This is a genomic window from Streptomyces sp. NPDC048825, assembly GCF_043198355.1.
GTDB classification, from domain to species: Bacteria; Actinomycetota; Actinomycetes; order Streptomycetales; family Streptomycetaceae; genus Streptomyces; species Streptomyces xiangluensis.
In genome coordinates, this window is sequence record NZ_JBICUR010000004.1 from 74,383 (window position 1) to 94,115 (window position 19,733).

The 19,733-nt window shown below is 70.2% G+C and carries 18 protein-coding genes; 14 read left to right on the forward strand and 4 right to left on the reverse strand.

Annotated features, from left to right (window positions below; genetic code table 11):
- Positions 1-30 precede the first annotated feature (30 nt).
- Together ACGFNK_RS11725 and ACGFNK_RS11730 are read right to left on the reverse strand one after the other, a co-directional pair.
- Positions 31-312: an Lrp/AsnC family transcriptional regulator gene (locus ACGFNK_RS11725; RefSeq protein WP_386346004.1), complete on the reverse strand. Its 282-nt coding sequence runs from the start codon at positions 310-312 to the stop codon at positions 31-33.
- Entirely contained in the window at positions 309-1,040 is a 732-nt protein-coding gene (locus ACGFNK_RS11730; RefSeq protein ID WP_386346002.1) for a rhomboid family intramembrane serine protease, read from the reverse strand. Before ACGFNK_RS11730 ends, ACGFNK_RS11725 begins: the two co-directional genes overlap by 4 nt.
- Positions 1,041-1,199: 159 nt before the next feature.
- On the opposite strand from ACGFNK_RS11730, the gene ACGFNK_RS11735 reads away from it, so the two are divergent.
- The 6 genes from ACGFNK_RS11735 to ACGFNK_RS11760 all read left to right on the forward strand — a co-directional run bounded on the left by ACGFNK_RS11735 (position 1,200) and on the right by ACGFNK_RS11760 (position 7,753).
- Complete coding sequence (locus ACGFNK_RS11735) at positions 1,200-1,439, forward strand: hypothetical protein (RefSeq protein ID WP_033327390.1); 240 nt, start codon at positions 1,200-1,202, stop codon at positions 1,437-1,439.
- A 34-nt stretch (positions 1,440-1,473) separates the two neighbouring features.
- Positions 1,474-2,823: an NYN domain-containing protein gene (locus tag ACGFNK_RS11740; RefSeq protein WP_393414583.1), complete on the forward strand. Its 1,350-nt coding sequence runs from the start codon at positions 1,474-1,476 to the stop codon at positions 2,821-2,823.
- Between the two features lie 353 nt (positions 2,824-3,176).
- A complete protein-coding gene (locus tag ACGFNK_RS11745; RefSeq protein ID WP_393414586.1) occupies positions 3,177-4,208 on the forward strand; it encodes an NlpC/P60 family protein in 1,032 nt (343 codons plus the stop codon).
- A 24-nt stretch (positions 4,209-4,232) separates the two neighbouring features.
- Positions 4,233-5,276, forward strand: coding sequence for an alpha/beta hydrolase family protein (locus ACGFNK_RS11750; protein ID WP_393414589.1), 1,044 nt, complete (start codon positions 4,233-4,235; stop codon positions 5,274-5,276).
- A 215-nt stretch (positions 5,277-5,491) separates the two neighbouring features.
- Complete coding sequence (locus ACGFNK_RS11755) at positions 5,492-6,520, forward strand: NlpC/P60 family protein (protein ID WP_393414592.1); 1,029 nt, start codon at positions 5,492-5,494, stop codon at positions 6,518-6,520.
- Between the two features lie 63 nt (positions 6,521-6,583).
- Positions 6,584-7,753 carry a hypothetical protein gene (locus tag ACGFNK_RS11760; protein WP_393415546.1) on the forward strand — a complete coding sequence of 390 codons (1,170 nt, stop codon included), beginning with the start codon at positions 6,584-6,586 and terminating at the stop codon, positions 7,751-7,753.
- Here ACGFNK_RS11760 and ACGFNK_RS11765 read toward each other — a convergent pair.
- The gene (locus ACGFNK_RS11765) at positions 7,741-8,979 is read right to left on the reverse strand and encodes a glycosyltransferase 87 family protein (protein WP_393414595.1); all 1,239 of its coding nucleotides are present in this window, start codon (positions 8,977-8,979) and stop codon (positions 7,741-7,743) included. The genes ACGFNK_RS11760 and ACGFNK_RS11765 overlap by 13 nt on opposite strands.
- A gap of 574 nt (positions 8,980-9,553) precedes the next feature.
- On the opposite strand from ACGFNK_RS11765, the gene ACGFNK_RS11770 reads away from it, so the two are divergent.
- A complete protein-coding gene (locus ACGFNK_RS11770; RefSeq protein WP_393414598.1) occupies positions 9,554-10,696 on the forward strand; it encodes a glycosyltransferase family 4 protein in 1,143 nt (380 codons plus the stop codon).
- A 95-nt stretch (positions 10,697-10,791) separates the two neighbouring features.
- A complete protein-coding gene (locus ACGFNK_RS11775; RefSeq protein WP_393415548.1) occupies positions 10,792-12,378 on the forward strand; it encodes a GMC oxidoreductase in 1,587 nt (528 codons plus the stop codon).
- A 16-nt stretch (positions 12,379-12,394) separates the two neighbouring features.
- Here ACGFNK_RS11775 and ACGFNK_RS11780 read toward each other — a convergent pair whose 3' ends face one another.
- Entirely contained in the window at positions 12,395-14,191 is a 1,797-nt protein-coding gene (locus ACGFNK_RS11780) for an AMP-dependent synthetase/ligase (protein ID WP_393414601.1), read from the reverse strand.
- Positions 14,192-14,497: 306 nt separating this feature from the next.
- Between ACGFNK_RS11780 and ACGFNK_RS11785 the strand changes: the two genes are divergently transcribed.
- The 6 genes from ACGFNK_RS11785 (at position 14,498) to ACGFNK_RS11810 (ending at position 19,732) form a co-directional block, all read left to right on the forward strand.
- Positions 14,498-15,289, forward strand: a complete 792-nt coding sequence (locus tag ACGFNK_RS11785; RefSeq protein ID WP_393414604.1) for a metallophosphoesterase — start codon at positions 14,498-14,500, stop codon at positions 15,287-15,289.
- A 124-nt stretch (positions 15,290-15,413) separates the two neighbouring features.
- Positions 15,414-15,854, forward strand: a complete 441-nt coding sequence (locus ACGFNK_RS11790) for an SRPBCC family protein (RefSeq protein ID WP_393414607.1) — start codon at positions 15,414-15,416, stop codon at positions 15,852-15,854.
- A 108-nt stretch (positions 15,855-15,962) separates the two neighbouring features.
- Positions 15,963-17,132 (forward strand): ArsA family ATPase, encoded by a 1,170-nt coding sequence (locus ACGFNK_RS11795; protein WP_393414610.1) that lies wholly within the window; start codon positions 15,963-15,965, stop codon positions 17,130-17,132.
- A gap of 132 nt (positions 17,133-17,264) precedes the next feature.
- Positions 17,265-17,750 (forward strand): DUF5304 domain-containing protein, encoded by a 486-nt coding sequence (locus ACGFNK_RS11800; RefSeq protein WP_386345983.1) that lies wholly within the window; start codon positions 17,265-17,267, stop codon positions 17,748-17,750.
- 53 nt (positions 17,751-17,803) lie between these two features.
- Positions 17,804-18,757, forward strand: a complete 954-nt coding sequence (locus tag ACGFNK_RS11805; protein ID WP_393414614.1) for an ROK family glucokinase — start codon at positions 17,804-17,806, stop codon at positions 18,755-18,757.
- Positions 18,758-18,982: 225 nt separating this feature from the next.
- Positions 18,983-19,732, forward strand: a complete 750-nt coding sequence (locus ACGFNK_RS11810; protein WP_393414616.1) for an endonuclease/exonuclease/phosphatase family protein — start codon at positions 18,983-18,985, stop codon at positions 19,730-19,732.
- Position 19,733 lies beyond the last annotated feature (1 nt).

The window sequence follows — 19,733 nt, forward strand, 5'->3', positions numbered from 1 at the left end:
GGAACTCTTCATCCAGCGGCCGGCAGACCCTCAGCTGTCCAGGCCGATGGCGAACGCGGCCTCCAGGTCATGCTGGGAGTACGTACGGAACGCCACATGCGTGTCCGTGGCCTCCACGCCCGGAATCTTGCTGATCTGCCCGGGGATGATGTCCGCCAGATCGTCATGGGCCTTCACCCGGACCATGGCGATCAGATCGTACGTACCGGTCACGGAGAAGACCTCACTGACGGAGTCCAGCGCCGCGATGGACTCGGCGATCTCAGGAATCCGGTCCACGCTGGTCTTGATGAGCACGATCGCGGTGATCACGGCTGGTTTTCTCCCTCGGTGGCCGTCGCTGGGGATTTCACTGTAGCCGTCCAGCGGTAGCGCACCCACGCGTAGCCGAAGCCGAACGAGAAGCCCAGGAGGTGGGCCAGATAGGCGACCCCCGGACCCCGTGTCTCACGGGTCGCCGCCAGCCACTGGAGGGACACCCAGAACGGCAGGACCACCCAGGCCGGGAACCGCAGCGGCAGGAAGAACAAGAACGGGAAGAGACTGGTCACCCGGGCTTTGGGGAACAGGTAAAGGAACGCGCCGAGGACCGCGGAGATCGCCCCGGAGGCGCCGACCAGGGTCTGTCCGGAGTCGGCGTGGGCGGCCGCGTAGCCGAGCAGGGCAAGGCAGCCGCAGCCCAGGTAGAAGAGGGCGTACGCAAGGTGGCCCATCCGCTCCTCGGCCATCGCACCGAAGACGAAGAGGAAGAGCATGTTGCCGAGGAGATGCAGCCAGCTGCCGTGCACGAAGAGCGCCGTGGCCGGGGTGAGGGCCGCGCGCGGTGCCCCGCTGAACAGCTCTACGGGCACTACACCCCAGCGCTCGAAATAGGCCCGCTGTGCGGAGAGGAGCTCGTCACCGGTGCCGTACACCGGGTTGAGCCCCGAGGCCGGGCCGACCAGGAAGATCAGACAGCACAGGGTGATCAGTGAGTGAGTCACCGGTGCGGACTGATTCCGGGCCGCCCGGACGAGGGTCGCACCCCAGTTGCCGATCATGACCAGATCATGACGTAACCGGACCAGACGGCACAGAGTGCCTCGCCGTTGCCCGGTGACGGGCGTCGACTACACGCCAGGCCGTAGGGTTACGAGCCAACAAGCTCCGGGGCTGCCCGGCGCGGCACGAAAACTTGAGGAAAGCGAGCGACTGCGACGATGACGGTTCCCCTGCCGACCGCCGAGACCCGGTGGCGCTGCACGCTCTGCGGCAATCTCACGCGCTTCGACGTGACCCGTTCGTCGAAGGTCGTGGAGTACGTGCACCTCGATCTGGCCGGTGAGCCGAAGGTCGAGGAGCGGGAGGTGGTCAGTGAGACCATCGAGTCGGTGCGCTGCCGCTGGTGCAATGCGGTGGATCAGGTGGAACTGGTGGACAGGCCGGGCGCCGGCTCCTGAGGGAGCGGGCCCCGTCGACGTATTGGGGTGACCGATGGTGGAGACCACAGGCGGGGAGCCGGTCGACGGCGCCGCTGAGGTGCTCGACCGTCCGATGCCCGACGGAGTGCGCCGCAGGGTTGTACAGATCGTCTCCGACGGCTTCGGCGGGCTGACGGTCGCCGAGCTGCCCGCTCAGCTGCGGCAGTACGCCCGCTTCACCCCGACCCGCCGCGCCAAGTTCGCGGGGAACGCCATGGCGGCGGCCCTGGAGACAGATCCGCTCTTCAGGCAGCGGATCAGCGAGCGGCTCAGAGAGGCCCAGCCGGAGCTCGCCGGCGCCCTCGACTCGGGCTCGCCGCCCCCGGCCGCGGATCCGCTCGATGTGGCGGCCGCGGCCTATGTGCTCCGGCCCACGGGCTGGGTGAAGCTGGTGACCGCCGCGGGTGAGGAGGCCCAGCGGGCGGACGCCGAGCGCGCCGACGAGGAGAACCGTGCCGAGCTGGAGCGGCTGCGCCAGGAACTCGCCGAGGCCCGCGGCCAGACCCGGGCCGAGACCGAACGGCTGCGCACGGAGCTGGAGTCGGCGAAGAAAGAGGCCGAATCGCTGCATCGCAAGCTGCGCTCGGCCCTCAGCGACGTCAAGCGTGGCGAGGCCGCCCTGCGGAAGGTGCGGGGCGAGATCGAGTCCGTACGGACCGAGGGGCAGGCCCAGGTGTCGGCCGCCGAGAGCGAGAGCCGGCGGCTCAAGGCGCGGCTCGGGGAGACCGAGGCCGCCCTGGAGGCCGCCCGCAGAGCGGCGCGGGAGGGCCGCAGCGTCGAGGACATGCGCGTACGGCTGCTGCTCGACACCGTGCTCGACGCGGCACAGGGGCTGAGGCGCGAGCTGGCTCTGCCGCCCGTGTCGGTGCGGCCCGCGGAGACGGTGGACGCCGTCGAACCGGGACGGATGACCCCGAAGGACATCGCGGCCCGCGCACTGTCCGAAAACGATCCCGCCATCCTCGACCAGCTGCTCGCGCTGCCGCAGGCGCATCTGGTCGTCGACGGCTACAACGTCACCAAGACCGGCTATCCCCAAATGCCCCTGGAGAAGCAGCGGTTGCGCCTCCTCGGCCAGCTCTCGCAGCTCGCCGCACAGACCGGCGCCGAGGTCACCTGCGTCTTCGACGGGGCCGAACTGGCCGCGCCGGTGCTGCTCGCGCCGCCGCGCGGTGTGCGGGTGCTGTTCTCCAAAGCGGGCGTCACCGCCGATGAGTTGATCCGCCAGCTGGTGCGTGCAGAGCCTCCCGGGCGGCCCGTCATCGTCGCCTCGACCGACCGCGAAGTGGCCGACGGAGTGGCCAAGGCGGGCGCGCGGCCGGTGGCTTCCGCGGTGCTCCTCAAGCGATTTTCGCGGGGTTGAGCCGGGCCCGTTCGGGGAAGGCGACCCGGCCGTCTCCAGCGCGGCAGAGCTTCTGGGGCGTACGCCCCATGAGGACCATAGATCCCAACCGCAACCTCTGTGCTGCTTGCCCGAATTGGCATGGTCTTCACGCAACGTAGTGTCAAGCGCGCATTACCGCATGTGAGTTCGGAGTAAAGAAAACGCTCGGTAGCCGAGATTTTTCCTGCAAGGATTTGATCTGATCACAGGAGGATCACTAGGGTCTGGCCTCGAACCCCCACTCGGGCGATCACTCATTGGGAGTGACGGTGGAGGGGCACCGCCAACCGGTGTTCTCGGTGGCGGCTGAGGTAATGAAGGAGCTCGCCCACGTGGCGTCCCACCGTCGACCTAAGCAGCCGAGCCGCACCCGCGTGACCGTGCTCACCACCGCTGCCGCTGCTGCCGTGGCCCTCACTTCGCAGGCGGCCAACGCCGCGCCCGGCGAGAAGCCGAGCAAGGACGAAGTCAAGTCCAAGGTCGACAAGCTCTACCACGACTCGGAGCTGGCCACCGACAAGTACAACGGGGCCAAGGAGAAGCAGGACAAGCTCGAGAAGGAGATCAGCGATCTCCAGGACCAGGTCGCACGCGGCCAGGGCGATCTCAACGAACTCCGGGACGGCCTCGGCCTGATGGCCAGCTCCCAGTACCGCTCGGGCGGCATCGACCCCTCCGTGCAGCTGTTCCTCTCCTCCGACCCGGACGACTACCTCGACAAGGCGTCCACGATGGACCAGCTGAGCTCTCAGCAGGTCGAGACGCTGAAGAAGGTCCAGGAGAAGCAGCGCACGCTCGCCCAGCAGCGCAAGGAAGCCGCCGAGAAGCTCAAGGACCTCGCCGACACCCGCAAGACCCTGGGCGAGAAGAAGAAGGAAATCCAGGGCAAGCTCGCCGACGCCCAGAAGCTCCTCAACACCCTGACCGCCCAGGAAAAGGCGGCTCTGGCCGCCGAGGAGCAGCGCGCCAGCCGCTCCGCCGGGGACCGCGTCGACCTCGGCAACGAGAAGCCGGCCTCCGGCCGCGGTGCCGCCGCCCTCGCCGCCGCCGAGACCCAGCTCGGCAAGCCGTACGTCTCCGGTGGCAGCGGCCCCAACTCCTACGACTGCTCCGGGCTGACCCAGTGGGCCTACGCCCAGGCGGGGGTGTCGATCACCCGGACCACGTACACGCAGGAGAACGACGGCACAAAGATCGGTCGCGGCGAGCTTGCGCCCGGCGACCTGGTCTTCTTCAACAACCTCGGGCACGTCGGCCTGTACGCGGGCAACGGCACGATCATTCACGCCCCGAAGCCGGGCGCCGTCGTCCGCTTCGAGTCGATGAGCACCATCGGCACCTTCCAGTTCGGCGTACGCGTCTGATTCTCTCGGGCGATACTGGGCCGCATGCGGATACTGGGCGCGGCCCGTATCGCCGCAGGGCTGGCACTGGCCCTGGTGGCGGCGGTCGGCTGCACCGGAAGCGATGACGGCGACGACGCCGGGCGTACGAATCCACCGGCGTCGTCCAGCGCGGCGAGCAAGGCCCCCAGCGCGACGCCCAGTCCGAGCCCTTCGCCGGCGAACCCCGTGTCGATCCCGGGGCTGATCGCGCGCAAGCACTCGGGCTCGGACCTGCGACTCGGCGCTGTGCGTGCACGGACCGATGCCTACACCAGCTACACGGTCACATACGAGGCGAACGGGCTCACCATCTCGGGCCTGATGAACATCCCCCGAGGCAAGGGACCGTTCCCGGCGCTGGTACTGGCCCACGGCTACATCGACCCGGCCGTCTACACCACTGGGCGCGGCCTCGCGCGGGAACAGGACCTGCTGGCCCGTAACGGCTACGTGGTCCTGCACACCGACTACCGCAACCACGCGGGCTCCGACAAGGACGCCGACAACGACGTGAACCTCCGCCTCGGCTACACCGAGGACGTCATCGGTGCCGTCATGGCGCTGCGCTCGTCCGGCCGGGCGGAGATCGACCCGGAGCGGATCGGCCTGCTCGGACGGTCGATGGGCGGCGGCGTCGTCTACAACACGCTGGTGGTGGCACCCGGCCTGGTCGACGCCGCGGTGGTCTTCGCGCCCGTGAGCTCACGTCCGGCCGAGAACCTCGACCACTTCCAGCGCCGTAACGGCGATCCGATCGTCGCCGAGATCGAGACGAAGCACGGCACCCCCAAGGAGAACCCGGAATTCTGGGAGCAGGTCTCGCCGCTCACCTACGTCGACCGGGTGACCGAGCCGCTGCTGCTGCACCACGGCACCGCCGACGACACCTGCCCGATCGCCTGGTCGGAGCGGACGGTGGCCGACTTCGAGGCGGCGGGCAAGAGCGTCGAGTTCGTGAAGTACGCCGGTGAAGGGCACACGTTCGCGCCCCGGTGGCCGGACTCGATGGACCGGACGATGGCGTTCTTCGAGCGGCACCTGCGCTGAGCGAGCGGCTCCTGAGCTGGGGCGCCACCCGTCCGAACGGGGGAATTCCGCTGCCTCCCACCGACCGCACGTCCCGCCGATGACCTGCGTCTGAGGCGGGCCGTCACGGTGCGTGCACGCCGAGGGCTTTGTTCGTTGTGTAGTCGCGCGGCTACTGTCTGGCGCGCTTCCCCCAACTCAGGGGGTTCCGTCAGCGGAAGGGAGAGCGGCTTCCCGTGGGGTCACATCGCCGTCCCGCACCATCCGGTCTCGACCGGGGCGCCCGCAGCGCCACCCTTTGCGTACTGTCCGCCGCGGCAGCGGCCGTCGGCCTCGTTCCCGCCGGCGCCGCACCGTCCGCACCGTCCGCGCCACAGGACGACGCACGCGCCGAGGTGGACCGGCTGTACGCGGAGGCCGAGCGGGCCACCGAAGCGCACAACAAGGCCGGCGAGCGCGCGGAGACCCTGCGCGAGAAGGTGACCACGGCCCAGGACCGCCTGGCCCGCCAGCAGGACCGCATCAACACCATGCGGGACGCGCTCGGCTCGCTCGCCGGGGCCCAGTACCGCTCGGGCGGCCTCGACCCCACCCTGGCGCTGATGTTCTCCGGCGACCCCGACGACTACCTCGACAAGGCAGCCGTACTCGACCGCATCGGCGCCCGCCAGGCCGGAGCGCTCAGGGACCTCCGCGGCGCCATGAGGCAGCTCTCCCAGGAACGCCAGGAAGCCACCCACGACCTCGCCGAGCTGGAGAAGAGCCGCGCGGCCGTGGCCCGCCACAAACGCACCGTCGAGCAGAAGCTCGCCAAAGCGCGGCGGCTCCTCAACGCGCTGCCGGACGAGGAGCGCGCCGCCTACGACCGGGCCTCCCGCTCCGGCCGCGTCCCCGACCTCGGCGGCGTCGTCCCGCCTTCCGCACGCGCGGCAGCCGCCGTCGCCGCGGCCAGCTCGGCCGTCGGCCGCCCGTACGTCTGGGGCGCCAACGGGCCCACCGGCTTCGACTGTTCGGGCCTCATGCAGTGGTCGTACGCGCAGGCCGGCGTCGGTCTGCCGCGCACCTCACAGGCCCAGGCGAACGCCGGACGCCAGGTGCCGCTCTCGCAGGCGCAGCCCGGCGACCTGGTCGCGTACCGCAGCGACGCCAGCCATATCGGGATGTACATGGGCAACGGACAGGTGGTCCACGCGCCCTACCCGGGCGCTCCCGTGCGCTACGACCCCGTCGGCATGATGCCGATCTCGTCCGTGACGCGCCCCTGACCACGCGCCGCCGGGCCCGTACGATCAGGACTTGTGGCTGGTCGTGGGCGTGCGCCGTGGTGGATGATCGGGCTGTTGCTGGCCGGTCTGGTGGCCTGCGGCTCCACGGACTCCGACCCCGCTGCCCCGGACGTCCAGCGGCTGCTCGACCGGCGGGCGAGGGCGGTGCTCGACGGCAACGGGAGCGCGTACGTCACGACGTGGGCGCCGAGCGGTCAACGGGCCGCCGCCCGCACCGAGTTCGAGCGGCTGCGAGCCCTGCCGCTGGAGTCCTGGTCCTACCGCGTGACCGGCTTCCACCGCTCCGGCGACCGCGCCACGGCCGAAGCGGACCTCCGCTACCGCATAGCCGGCTACGACAGGGCGCCCCTGGTGGCCGCCCGCACCCTGAGCCTGAGACGCGCCGACGGCCACTGGTACGTCGCCTCCGACCGACCCGCCGAGGACGCCAGCGAGCAGCTGTGGGAGCAGGGGGCCGTCGAGGTCGTACGCGGGACACACAGCCTCGTCCTCGGCGTGGGGCAGACGGCCGAAGCCCTGCGCGGTTACACCGAACTGGCCGACCGCGCGGTGCCCGCGGTGCGCGAGGCGTGGGGCGAGGAATGGTCGGGGCGGGTCGTCGTCCTCGTACCGAAGTCGCTGGAGGAGATGGCGGAGCTGCTCGGGGCGCCCGCGTCCGGATACCGGGGGATAGCGGCGGTCACCACCGGCGAGGCGGGCGGGGCGGAGAAGGCGCCCGCGGACCGGATCGTGGTCAACCCCGACGCGTACGCCGTCCTCGGCGCCTTCGGCCGGCAGGTCGTCCTCACCCATGAGACCACCCATGTCGCGACCCGCGCACAGACCACGGCGGCCACCCCCCTGTGGCTCTCGGAGGGCTACGCGGACTGGGTCGGCTACCGCGGTACCGGCCGCACCCCGGCACAGGTCGCCCCCGAACTGCGCAGCGCGGTGCACGAGGGGCGGATCCCCGGCGGGCTCCCGGCCGACAGGGACTTCGAGTTCGGCGGGGAGGCGGGCGAGCTGGCGCAGGCGTACGAGGCCGGCTGGATGGCCTGCCGGCTGATCGCCGAACGGTGGGGCGAGGTCCGCCTCGGCGAGTTCTACCGTGCGGTGGGCGCGCACGGGACGCGCGAGGGTGCGGTGGAGGCCGCGATGCGGGACGCGCTGGATACGACCCCGGAGAAGTTCACCGAGCAGTGGCGGGCGTACCTCAACTCTCAACTCGGCTGAATCAGCTGCCCGGTACGGGGCGGGGGCGCCTGGCCGGGCTCCGGAGCCGGCGGCGGGTACGAGACCGTATCGCGCCAGAGGCGTACCGCCGCGACGGCCGTCGCGGCGAGCAGCAGGCCGTTGCGTGCGAAGAGGAGGGTGATGCCGAGGGCGTCGCTGGCCACGACGTTGCCGAACCAGAGGGGGAACTCCAGCACCGTCGCGAAGGCCGCCGCAAGGAGCAGGACGGTCGGCAGCGTCATCCGGCTGTCGCGGAAGACCAGGCAGACGGCGGCGAGGCCGATCAGCCACACCAGGTACTGGGGACTGATCACCCGGCTGGTGACCGTGAACAGGAGCACGGCCACGAACGCGGCGTCCGCGAGAGTGTGCGGTGCGAATCGCCTGGCGCGAAGCCGCCACAGCAGGAGCCAGCCGAAGGCGAGCACGGTCAGCATGAGAGCCGCGGTGCTCACGACGCCGACGTACGGGCCGACGAACTCCACGGAGCCGTAGTTGAGCAGCACCTCGCCCTCCCAGCCGAAGTGCCGGGCGACGTGGAAGACGAGGGCACCGAGGGACTCGACCTCGGTGCCCCGGTCGCGCTGTGCGGTCAGGAACGCGAACGCGCCGGGCATCGTCACGGTGAACACCAGCACGATCGCCACGGCCGTCACCGCCGCGGCGGCCCAGGGCTTGCGCTTCGTGGTGCCCACCAGCAGCAGCACCGGCCACACCTTCAGGAGCGCGCCAAAGGCCGCGAGCGCCCCCAACAGCCGCGGCCGCCGCAGCCCGGCGACCAACGCCGCCACGGCGACGGCCGTCACCATCACGTCATAGCGGGCGTACACCGTCGGACCGAGCAGCGGGACACCCAGCGTCCACACCCAGGCGCCGCGCGGGCTCTGGCCGGGACGCCGGCCCGCGTATTGGAGCAGAGCGAGGACGCACAGGTCGGCGAGGCAGACGAGGACGAAGAACGCCGAGGGGTAGTCGAGGAAGGGCAGCAACGCGGGGGAGAGGATCGGGAGCGCGGCGGCGGGTGGATACTGCCAGGCCACGTCGCTCAGCGGGAAGGTGCCGTCGCGCAGGGTGTGATACCAGCCCTGGTAGATCCCCGAAACGTCGCTGGTGACGTCCGGACCCGGGAACACGACCACCTTGAAGACGAAGAGGAGCAGCAGGATTCTGGTCAGGGCCCAGACTGCGAGCAGCCCGTACGTCCCCGTCGCCCTCGCGCGCGCCATGGCCACCCAGTTCTCTTCGTGCGGATCCCGTGCATGGCCATGATGACGCGTTTTCGGCGGCGGGTACGCGGGGGCTGGGTGGGAGGGGTCCTTTCCCCAGGCCCGCCCCTTCCCGAAACTGGGGCTGCGCCCCAGGCCCCCGCCAGGGGGTGGGGGTGACGGTCGTGTCGCGGCTGCGGGTTCGTTGTGGCTTGTCGCGCAGTTCCCCGCGCCCCTGAAGGGGCGCTCCTGGAGCCGTCAGTCATCATGCTCACCAGCCCCGACGTGCCCGCGCTTGCCCACCGGCGGGAGGGGACGTGGGCCGGTGCGTCGTATGCCCGTCGCGTAGGTTCTGTCTCAGGAAACCCGCGCCCTGTGTGAGCCGGAGGGCCGTATGCCCACCCTGCGACGGGCTGACGCACCGGCCCGCGGCCCCGACCCACAGACCACCCAGGGGCGCGGGGCTGTGACATCAGCGGCTCCGCCGCGGGGCGCGAGCAACCACAACGCACCGGCAGTCGCCCATGAACCGAACCCACCACCCCCGCAGGCGCCCCGCCCAACCGCCGGAGGCAACCCGCTACTGTCGGTCCCGATGCACAAGACCCTCATCGTGACCAACGACTTCCCGCCCAGACCCGGCGGCATCCAGGCCTTCCTGCACAACATGGCCCTGCGCCTGGACCCCGACCAGCTCGTCGTCTACGCGTCCACGTGGAAACGCGGACGCGACGGCATCGAGGCAACCGCCGCCTTCGACGCCGAGCAGCCCTTCACCGTCGTACGCGACCGCACGACGATGCTGCTGCCGACGCCGGCCGTCACCCGGCGGGCCGCAGGGCTGCTGCGGGGACACGGCTGCACGTCGGTGTGGTTCGGCGCAGCGGCTCCGCTCGGCCTGATGGCGCCCGCACTCCGCAAGGCCGGTGCCGAGCGCCTTGTGGCCACCACGCACGGCCACGAGGCCGGCTGGGCACAGCTGCCCGCCTCGCGCCAACTCCTGCGCCGTATAGGCGAGTCCACGGACACGATCACCTATCTCGGCGAGTACACCCGTTCACGGATCGCCACCGCGCTGACGCCCGAGGCAGCAGGCCGTATGGTCCAACTGCCGCCCGGCGTCGACGAGAAGACCTTCCACCCGGATTCGGGCGGAGACGCCGTACGGGCCAGCCTCGGCCTCACCGACCGCCCGGTCGTCGTCTGCGTCTCGCGACTCGTCCCGCGCAAGGGCCAGGACACGCTCATCCTCGCGATGCCGCGCATCCTCGCGAGCGAGCCCGAGGCGGTCCTGCTGATCGTCGGCGGCGGACCGTACGAGAGGGAGCTGCGCAAGCTCGCGTACGAGACCGGGGTCGCCGACGCCGTGCACTTCACCGGCGCCGTGCCCTGGTCCGAACTCCCCGCCCACTACGGCGCGGGCGACGTCTTCGCCATGCCCTGCCGGACCCGCCGGGGCGGGCTCGACGTGGAGGGCCTGGGCATCGTCTACCTGGAGGCCTCCGCGACGGGCCTGCCGGTCGTCGCCGGCGACTCCGGCGGCGCGCCGGACGCGGTGCTGGACGGCGAAACGGGCTGGGTGGTCCGGGGCGGCTCCCCCGAGGCGGCAGCCGACCGCATCGTGACGCTCCTCGGCGACGCGGAACTCCGTCGCCGGATGGGGGAGCGGGGGCGGCAGTGGATCGAGGAGACGTGGCGCTGGGATCTGCTGGCGGAGAAATTGAGGACGTTGCTGTAGCGAGAGCCCTAGGCGGAACCGGAAAATCCGCACATGCTGCGCACATGACAGTAAAACTGATGCAGCATCAGCTGACAAGACGTCAGATCTTAGGGATGGTGGCCCTCCAGACCGCCGCCGCGTCCGGTCTCACCCGCATCGGTCTGCAGGCGGCGTCGGCCGCCGAACCGGCCGCCGTCGACCACGCTCCCGCCATCGTGATCGGCTCGGGCTACGGCGGTGCCGTCGCCGCCCTCCGCCTCGGTCAGGCAGGCATCCGCACGATCGTCCTCGAGATGGGCCGGCTGTGGAACACGCCGGGCTCCGACGGCAAGGTCTTCTGCTCCACGGCCGCCCCCGACCAGCGTTCCATGTGGTTCCGCACGCGCACCGAGGCGCCGCTCGCCACCTTCCTGTGGCTGGACCTCGTCAACAGGGACATCAGCCGGTACCCCGGGGTCCTGGACCGGGTGCGCTTCGCCAACATGTCCGTGTTCGCAGGCCGGGGCGTCGGGGGCGGTTCGCTCGTCAACGGCGGCATGGCGGTCACCCCGCTCCAGTCGTACTTCGCCGAGCAGTTCCCCACCGTGGACGTGAACGAGATGTACGGCACGTACTTCCCGCGCGCCCGGTCCGTGCTCGGCGTCAACAACGTCGACCCCGCCTGGTTCGAGTCGACCGAGTGGTACCAGTTCACGCGTGTGTCCCGCAAGCACGCTCAGAACACCGGCCTGCGGACCAGGTTCGTGCCGAACGTCTACGACTTCGGCTACATGCAGCGCGAGGCGGCCGGTACGGCGACCAGGTCGGCGCTCGCCCAGGAGGTGATCTACGGCAACAACCACGGCAAGCGCAGCCTGGACAAGACGTATCTGGCATCGGCGCTGGGGACGGGGAACGTGACCATCCACACGCTGGAGAAGGTGCGCCGGATCGACCGGGCCGCCGACGGCTCGTACGTCCTGACCGCCGACCGCATCGACGCCACCGGCACGGTCGTCGAGACCAAGCAGTACAGCTGCACGTACCTCTTCCTCGGCGGCGGCAGCCTCGGCACCACCGAACTCCTCGTCCGTGCACGGGAGACAGGGACGCTTCCCGCCCTGGACGCGAGCGTCGGCAGCGGCTGGGGGACCAACGGGAACGTGATGCTCGGGCGGGCCAACCATCTGTGGGACACCGTCGGGGCCAAACAGTCCACCATGCCCGTCATGGGCATCGACGACTGGGCCAACACCGCAAACCCCGTCTTCGCCGAGATCGCCCCGCTGCCCACCGGCCTCGAGCACTGGGTCAGCCTCTATCTGGCGATCACCAAGAACCCGCAGCGGGCGTCGTTCTCGTACGACAGCGGCACAGGCGGGGTGAGGCTGGGCTGGACGGCCGCCCAGAGCGCGGTCTCCGTCTCCATGGCCAAGAAGCTGTTCGACCGGATCAACTCCGCGAACTCGACGATCTACCGGTACGACCTGTTCGGCTCGTCCAACAAGGTCTTCGCCGACGACTTCACGTACCACCCGCTCGGCGGCTGTGTGCTGGGCAGGGCGACCGACAACTACGGCCGGGTGAAGGGGTACTCGAAGCTGTACGTCACCGACGGCTCGCTCGTTCCCGGGTCGATCGGAGTGAACCCGTTCGTGACGATCACCGCGCTCGCCGAACGGACCATGGCGCGGGTCCTCGCCGAGGACACCGCGCCATGAGTCCGGACACCGGGTGCTACTTCTGGTAGATCGCCTCGATCTCGTCCGCGTAGTCCTTCGCCACCACGTTCCGCTTGAGCTTCAGGGACGGCGTCAGGTGGCCCGAATCCTCCGTGAACTGGGAGGACAGAATGCGGAACTTCCGCACCGATTCCGCCTTCGACACCGCGGCGTTGCCGTCGTCGACCGCCGACTGGATGGTGGCCAGCAGGTCCGCGTCCTCGTGCAGTGACGCCGCGGTGGAACCCGCCGGCTTGCCGTGCTCGTCGGCCCAGCGGCCCAGGAACTCCTCGTCCAGGGTGATCAGCGCGCCCACGAACGGCCGCCCGTCGCCCACCACCATGCACTCCGCGACCAGCGCATGCGCACGGATACGGTCCTCGATCACGGCCGGAGCGACGTTCTTGCCGCCCGCGGTGACGATGATCTCCTTCTTGCGGCCGGTGATCCTCAGGTACCCGTCCTCGTCGAGCGTGCCTATGTCACCGGTGTGGAACCAGCCGTCGGTCAGCGCCTCTTCACTCGCGCCCGGGTTGTTCCAGTACTCCTTGAACAGGTGCTCGCCGTGCAGCAGCACCTCACCGTCGTCCGCGATGCGGATCACGGAGCCGGGCAGCGGCTGACCGACCGTACCGATCTTCTGCCGGTCCCAGGGGTTGAAGGCCGTGGCCGCGCAGGACTCGGTCAGTCCGTACCCCTCCAGGACCGTGAAGCCGATGCCGCGGAAGAAGTGTCCTAGCCGTTCGCCCAGCGGGGCGCCGCCGGAGATCGCGTACTCGCCCTTGCCGCCGAGCACCGCGCGCAGCTTGCTGTAGACGAGCTTGTCGAACGTCCTGTGCTTGATCTTCAGACCGAGCGACGGGCCCGACGGGGTGTCCAGGGCTTTGCTGTACGCGATCGCGGTGTCAGCCGCCTTGTCGAAGATCTTGCCCTTGCCGTCCGCCTGCGCCTTGGCCCGCGCCGAGTTGTAGACCTTCTCGAAGACCCGCGGCACACCGAGGATCAGCGTCGGCCGGAACGAGGCCAGTTCGTCCGTGAGGTTCTTGATGTCCGGGACGGTGCCCAGCTTGATCGGCGCCATCATCGGCGCGACCTGCACGAGCCGCCCGAAGACATGGGCGAGCGGCAGGAAGAGGAGGACCGAGCACTCGCCCGTACGGAACAGGGGCCGCAGCCGCTCCACGATGTTGCCGCACTCCGCGAAGAAACTGCGGTGGGTGAGCACACAGCCCTTGGGGCGGCCGGTGGTTCCGGAGGTGTAGACAATCGTCGCAGGGTCGTCCGCCTTGGCGCGCGAACTGCGCTCCTCGACCGTCTCGTCGGCGACGGCCTTGCCCGCGCGGCCCAACTCCTCGATGCCGCCCGCCTCGATCTGCCAGACGTGCTTCAGTTCGGGCAGCCGGTCGCGCACCGACTCGACGGACGCGGCGTGGGTGTCCAGCTCCACGATGCAGGCGGTCGCGCCCGAGTCACCGAGGATCCACTGCACCTGCTCCGGCGAACTCGTCTCGTACACCGGCACGGTGACCGCGCCCGCGCTCCAGATCGCGAAGTCCAGCAGCGTCCACTCGTAGCGCGTACGGGACATCAGGCCGACCCGGTCGCCGGGCTGCACCCCCGACGCGATCAGGCCCTTGGCGGCGGCCTGCACCTCGGCGAGGAACACGGTCGCGGTGACATCCGTCCAACTGCCGCCCACCTTGCGGGCGATGACCGCGACATCCGGATGCTGCGCGGCGTTTCTGCGGACGATGTCGGTCAGATTGCCGTCCGCAGGGACCTCGTACAAAGCCGGAAGGCTGAACTCGCGCAAGACTGCTGCTCCTCATAGGGCGCCGACGCCACGACCTCGTGTGTTGCGACGGAGCGGTCCAAGGCTCGGGCGGGTACTCGGGGAATCAGTTGTTGAAACCCTGAGCACACTGGACTGCCCGGACGTTACCCGCCAGTACCACTTCTACGACAGGGGGGTCCGGGGAGATGTTCCCTGCATCACAACGGCGTCACGCGTTCGGACGTTCTTCGACGAGCGTAGTCCAGTCTGCGGCCGATCCACGAAGTCACCGCAGGTCCGACCACGTCTACACACGTTTGCTCCACACGCTTACGCTTGATCGCCATGGCAGGCACACAGGGCGGCACCCCCAGGACGCGGATCCACGTCGTCAGCGACGTCCATGGAAACGCCCGTGACCTGGCAAGAGCCGGCACGGGCGCGGACGCCCTGATCTGTCTCGGGGACCTCGTGCTGTTCCTCGACTACGCCGACCACTCGCGCGGCATCTTCCCCGACCTGTTCGGCGCCGAGAACGCGGACCGCATCGTCGAGTTGCGCACCGCCCGCCGCTACGAGGAGGCGCGGGAGTTCGGAAACCGGCTCTGGGCCGGCGTCGACCGCGGCTCGGCCATCGAGAAGGCCGTACGCAAGCAGTACGCCGAGTTGTTCGCCGCGTTCCCCACGCCGACGTACGCCACGTACGGCAATGTCGACATGCCGGCCCTGTGGCCCGAGTACGCCGGACCCGGCACGACCGTGCTCGACGGCCAGCGCATCGAGATCGGCGGCTGGACCTTCGGCTTCGTCGGCGGCGGCCTTCGCTCGCCGATGCGGACGCCGTACGAGATCAGCGACGAGGAGTACGCGGCCAAGATCGAGGCCCTCGGCGAGGTCGACGTCCTCTGCACGCACATCCCGCCGGAGGTCCCCGAGCTCGTCTACGACACGGTGGCGCGGCGCTTCGAACGGGGCAGCCGGGCGCTGCTGGACGCGATCCGGCGGACCCGGCCGCGGTACTCCCTCTTCGGGCACGTTCACCAGCCGCTGGTGCGGCGGATGCGGCTCGGGGCGACCGAGTGCGTCAACGTCGGGCACTTCGCGGGATCGGGGAAGCCGTGGGTTCTGGAGTGGTGAGGGCTCCCGGCGACGGGTGGCCTGCTGTCACGCGGTAGCCTTCACGCTGCATACGCAGGTAAGCACCTAAAAAGCACCAAGAAGCACCCCTCTTGTCCGGACCGCAACTGGAGGAGCCACAGCGATGGCGGAACACACCAGCTCGAGTATCACGATCGAGGCGGCACCGGCCGACGTCATGGGGGTGATCGCCGACTTCGCACGCTATCCGGACTGGACCGGTGAGGTGAAGGAGGCGGAGGTGCTCGCCAGCGACGAGCAGGGCCGTGCCGAGCAGGTACGCCTCGTCATGGACGCCGGCGCCATCAAGGACGACCAGGTCCTGGCCTACACCTGGGCCGGTCCCCACGAGGTCTCCTGGACCCTCGTCAAGTCCCAGATGCTGAGGTCCCTCGACGGCTCGTACATCCTGAAGCCGGCCGGCTCGGGCGCCACCGAGGTCACGTACAAACTGACGGTGGACGTCAAGATCCCCATGCTCGGCATGATCAAGCGCAAGGCAGAAAAGGTCATCATCGACAGGGCACTGGCGGGCCTGAAGAAGAGGGTGGAAACGGGTAAGTAGGCCGACTGTGGGCAATCGTTCCGCAGGGCGGAACGGGTGGGCACAGCCCACAAGTACCGGGTGCGGCCATAAGCAAGGCCGTACACCAAGCACCCCCGAGCGGAGCGCATGCGCACAGTCCTGATCACCGGCCCCGGCGGCTCCGGCCGCACAACGGTCGCCGCAGCCACGGCACTGCAAGCCGCCCGCCAGGGCACAAGAACCGTTCTCCTGAGCGCAGACCGCACAGACACCCCCGGCGCCGCCCTGGGCAAACCCACCGGCCCAACCCCCGCGGACGCGGAACCGTCCCTGACTACCTGGCGCCCCGACGCCGGCGAGGACTTCCGCGACGACCTCCTCGCCTTCCAGGAACGGGCCGCCTCCGCCCTGGACCTGCTGGGCGCCACCCGCCTGGAAGCGGAGGAACTCACCCCGCTCCCCGGCGCCGAGGAACTCGCCCTCCTGCGCGCCCTGCGCGACGCGGCGACGGCAGACACGTACGACCTGCTGATCGTCGACATGCCGCCCACCCCGAACGCACTCGCCCTCCTCGCGCTCCCGGAGCAACTGCGCCGCTACCTCAGCCGCCTGCTCCCCGCGGAGCGTCAGGCGGCGCGCGCCCTGCGCCCCGTACTCGGCCGTCTCGCCGGCGTCCCGATGCCCACGGACCGGCTGTACGACACGGCCGCCCGCTGGGACATCGAACTCGCGGCCGTGGAGGCGGTGTTGGCGGACCGGGCGACGACCGTACGCCTGGTCGCCGAGCCCGGCCCGGCCGGCACCGACGCCGTACGCACCGCCACCACCGGCCTCGCCCTGCGCGGACTGCGCCCCGACGCCCTGATCGCGAACCGCGTCCTGCCCGACGCGTCCCCCGATACCTGGCTGGCGGCCCTCGGAGCCCAGCAGCGCAAGGCGCTGGACGAGTGGCGGGGCACGTACGAGGTGTGTGAGGTGCCGCACCTCGGCCGTGATCCGCGCGGCACCGACGACCTCACGGCGCTGACCGTGCCCGCCGCGGGCCAGGCCCCGCGCCCGGTCGAGTGGACGATGACCGACAGCATCGCCGCCGACGGCGTGATCGTCTGGCACATCCCGCTGCCCGGTGCGGTACGGGACGACCTCGAGCTCATCCGGCGCGGCGACGAACTCGTCGTCACCGTCGGCCCGTTCCACCGCATCGTCCCGCTCCCGTCGGTCCTGCGCCGTTGCACCGTGCACGGTGCGGCCCTGCGCGCCGGCGAGCTGCGCATCCGTTTCGCACCGGACCCGGAGCTGTGGCCGCGGGGAACGTGACCGTGACCCCGGCACGTTGCTGAGTTGGCCGAGTACTTGCCCGTCCGGGATTCTGTGGCGCCGGACACGGTGAACGGCACATCCCCGTTCGGGTAACGTCGAGAGACACAGAGCCAATGCTTGGAGTCCGCCATGAGCGATGAGCGCCCCACGTCCGAGTCCGCGGAGGACGCGCTCGAAAAGCCGCACGGCAACGAGGTGCGAGCGACCGACGCCGACGCCTGGGCGACGGCGTGCGCGGAGGACCTGGCCGCGGAGAAGGCCCGCCGTCGCGCCCAGTACGGTTCGCCTCCGGGCTCGGCCGGCGAGGAGCTGCGCAAGTTCTTCGACACCGTCACCGACCGGCTGTCCGGACTGCAGTCGCCGCTGCTCGGTGCCGTGGCCGGCGGTGCCGCCCAGCAGATGGTGAACCAGGTCGTGCAGCAGGCCAAGGCCGCCGTCGAGCCGGTGATCGAGCGCAACCCCGACCTCTTCGACCACCTGGCAGCGGCCGGCAACGAGCTGCTCGCCGCGTACCGCTCCGCCGTCGAGTCGCAGGAGCGCCGCTGGACCCAGGACCGGCCCCCGAACCGGCCCGACGAGGACTCCGGTCCCGGGGAACACATCGACCTGGACTGAAGGCCCTCGGGTACGGTTGGCCGTAGCGGGGCTCGACCGAAACTGAGGGATTCATGGGACTCACCATCGGCGTCGACATCGGCGGCACGAAGATCGCGGCCGGCGTGGTCGACGAGGAAGGCAACATCCTCTCGACCCACAAGGTGCCGACTCCGGGCACGCCCGAGGCCATCGTGGACGCCATCGCCTCCGCCGTCGAGGGCGCCCGTGCCGGACACGAGATCGTCGGCGTGGGCATCGGCGCCGCAGGGTACGTCAACCGGCAGCGTTCCACGGTCTATTTCGCGCCGAACATCGACTGGCGCCAGGAGCCGCTGAAGGAGAAGGTCGAGGCACGCGTCAAGCTGCCGGTCGTCGTGGAGAACGACGCCAACGCGGCGGCCTGGGGCGAGTACAAGTTCGGCGCGGGCAAGGGCCATCGCAACGTCATCTGCATCACACTCGGCACCGGCCTGGGTGGCGGCATCATCATCGGCAACAAGCTCCGCCGCGGCCACTTCGGCGTCGCCGCCGAGTTCGGCCACATCCGGATGGTCCCCGACGGCATCCTCTGCGGCTGCGGCAGCCAGGGCTGCTGGGAGCAGTACGCCTCCGGCCGCGCCCTCGTCCGGTACGCGAAGCAGCGGGCCAACGCCACCCCCGAGAACGCGGAGATCCTCCTCTCGCTGGGCGACGGAACCCCCGAGGGAATCGAGGGCAAGCACATCTCGATGGCGGCAAGGCAAGGCGACCTGGTAGCCGTGGACTCCTACCGCGAACTGGCCCGCTGGGCAGGCGCAGGCCTGGCGGACCTCGCCTCACTCTTCGACCCCTCGGCCTTCATCGTGGGCGGCGGCCTCTCGGACGAGGGTGAGCTGGTCCTCGACCCCATCCGCAAGTCGTACAAGCGCTGGCTGGTAGGCGGAAACTGGCGCCCCGTGGCCGACGTAATCGCCGCAGAGCTCGGCAACAAGGCGGGTTTGGTGGGCGCGGCGGACCTGGCGAGGGAGCCGGACCCGATCATGTAGCACCCGCGTGCCCGCTCCGAAAGGGGCGTGGGGCTGTGTCGATATGCGGCGCCGCCGCGTGGGCGCGACAAGCCACGCACAGCTTGCACGCAAACCTAGAGCCCAGCCCCGCAAGGGGCGCGGGGAACTGCGCGACCAGCCACGAACAACCGTTAGTCGCCCACAATCCTCGCGCCCCGAGCTATTAGGCGCCCCCGACCCGCGGTCCCTACTTAAATTGACCGCATGACAACGCCGCTCCCAACCTCCCGTACCGAGCCGGACGGTTCGGCAGTCATCCGGGTGCTGAGCTACAACATCCGCTCCATGCGCGACGACACCGAGGCGTTGGCCCGAGTCATCCGCGCCTGCGCCCCCGACCTCGTACTGGTACAAGAAGCCCCCCGCTTCTTCCGCTGGCGCAAAAAGCTGGCCCGCCTTGCCGCCGCGTCGGGACAGGTGATCCTCTCCGGCGGGGCCACCGCTTCCGGCCCCGCCCTCCTCTCCTCGCTCCGAGCAACGGTGGAGCACACCGAGGACGTACTCCTGCCGCTCACACCCGGCCTTCACAGGCGGGGCTTCGCCACCGCGGTCGTACGGTTCGGGCGCGCCCGGCTGGGCGTGCTGAGCTGCCACCTCTCGCTGCAGAAGGACGAGCGGTACGAGCAGGGCGGCATGCTGCTCGACCGCCTGGCCGCGCCGGGGACGCCGTACGCGATCGCGGGCGGCGACCTGAACGAACGCCCGGGCGGCCGTACGTTCAAGCGTCTCGCCACCGAGTTCCAGGACTGCTGGGCGGTCGCTCCCTGGGGCGGCGAGTACACGTCCACGCCCGCCGAGCCGCATCAGCGGATCGACGCCCTCTTCGCCACCGAGGGCATCGAAGTCCTGGGCTGCGGCGTGCCCTTGGGGCTGCCGGGCATCACGGAAGCAGACTTGAGGGCGGCCACGGACCATCTGCCCGTACTGGCCGCCCTCAGAGTTCCCGCCGTCTAGG

Coding starts and splice junctions, on each gene's coding strand:
- ACGFNK_RS11730 (WP_386346002.1), bottom strand. CDS start 1,040: ATGATCGGCAACTGGGGTGCGACCCTCGTCCGGGCGGCCCGGAATCAG.
- ACGFNK_RS11735 (WP_033327390.1), top strand. CDS start 1,200: ATGACGGTTCCCCTGCCGACCGCCGAGACCCGGTGGCGCTGCACGCTC.
- ACGFNK_RS11740 (WP_393414583.1), top strand. CDS start 1,474: ATGGTGGAGACCACAGGCGGGGAGCCGGTCGACGGCGCCGCTGAGGTG.
- ACGFNK_RS11750 (WP_393414589.1), top strand. CDS start 4,233: ATGCGGATACTGGGCGCGGCCCGTATCGCCGCAGGGCTGGCACTGGCC.
- ACGFNK_RS11760 (WP_393415546.1), top strand. CDS start 6,584: ATGATCGGGCTGTTGCTGGCCGGTCTGGTGGCCTGCGGCTCCACGGAC.
- ACGFNK_RS11765 (WP_393414595.1), bottom strand. CDS start 8,979: ATGGCGCGCGCGAGGGCGACGGGGACGTACGGGCTGCTCGCAGTCTGG.
- ACGFNK_RS11770 (WP_393414598.1), top strand. CDS start 9,554: ATGCACAAGACCCTCATCGTGACCAACGACTTCCCGCCCAGACCCGGC.
- ACGFNK_RS11775 (WP_393415548.1), top strand. CDS start 10,792: ATGGTGGCCCTCCAGACCGCCGCCGCGTCCGGTCTCACCCGCATCGGT.
- ACGFNK_RS11785 (WP_393414604.1), top strand. CDS start 14,498: ATGGCAGGCACACAGGGCGGCACCCCCAGGACGCGGATCCACGTCGTC.
- ACGFNK_RS11790 (WP_393414607.1), top strand. CDS start 15,414: ATGGCGGAACACACCAGCTCGAGTATCACGATCGAGGCGGCACCGGCC.
- ACGFNK_RS11795 (WP_393414610.1), top strand. CDS start 15,963: ATGCGCACAGTCCTGATCACCGGCCCCGGCGGCTCCGGCCGCACAACG.
- ACGFNK_RS11800 (WP_386345983.1), top strand. CDS start 17,265: ATGAGCGATGAGCGCCCCACGTCCGAGTCCGCGGAGGACGCGCTCGAA.
- ACGFNK_RS11805 (WP_393414614.1), top strand. CDS start 17,804: ATGGGACTCACCATCGGCGTCGACATCGGCGGCACGAAGATCGCGGCC.
- ACGFNK_RS11810 (WP_393414616.1), top strand. CDS start 18,983: ATGACAACGCCGCTCCCAACCTCCCGTACCGAGCCGGACGGTTCGGCA.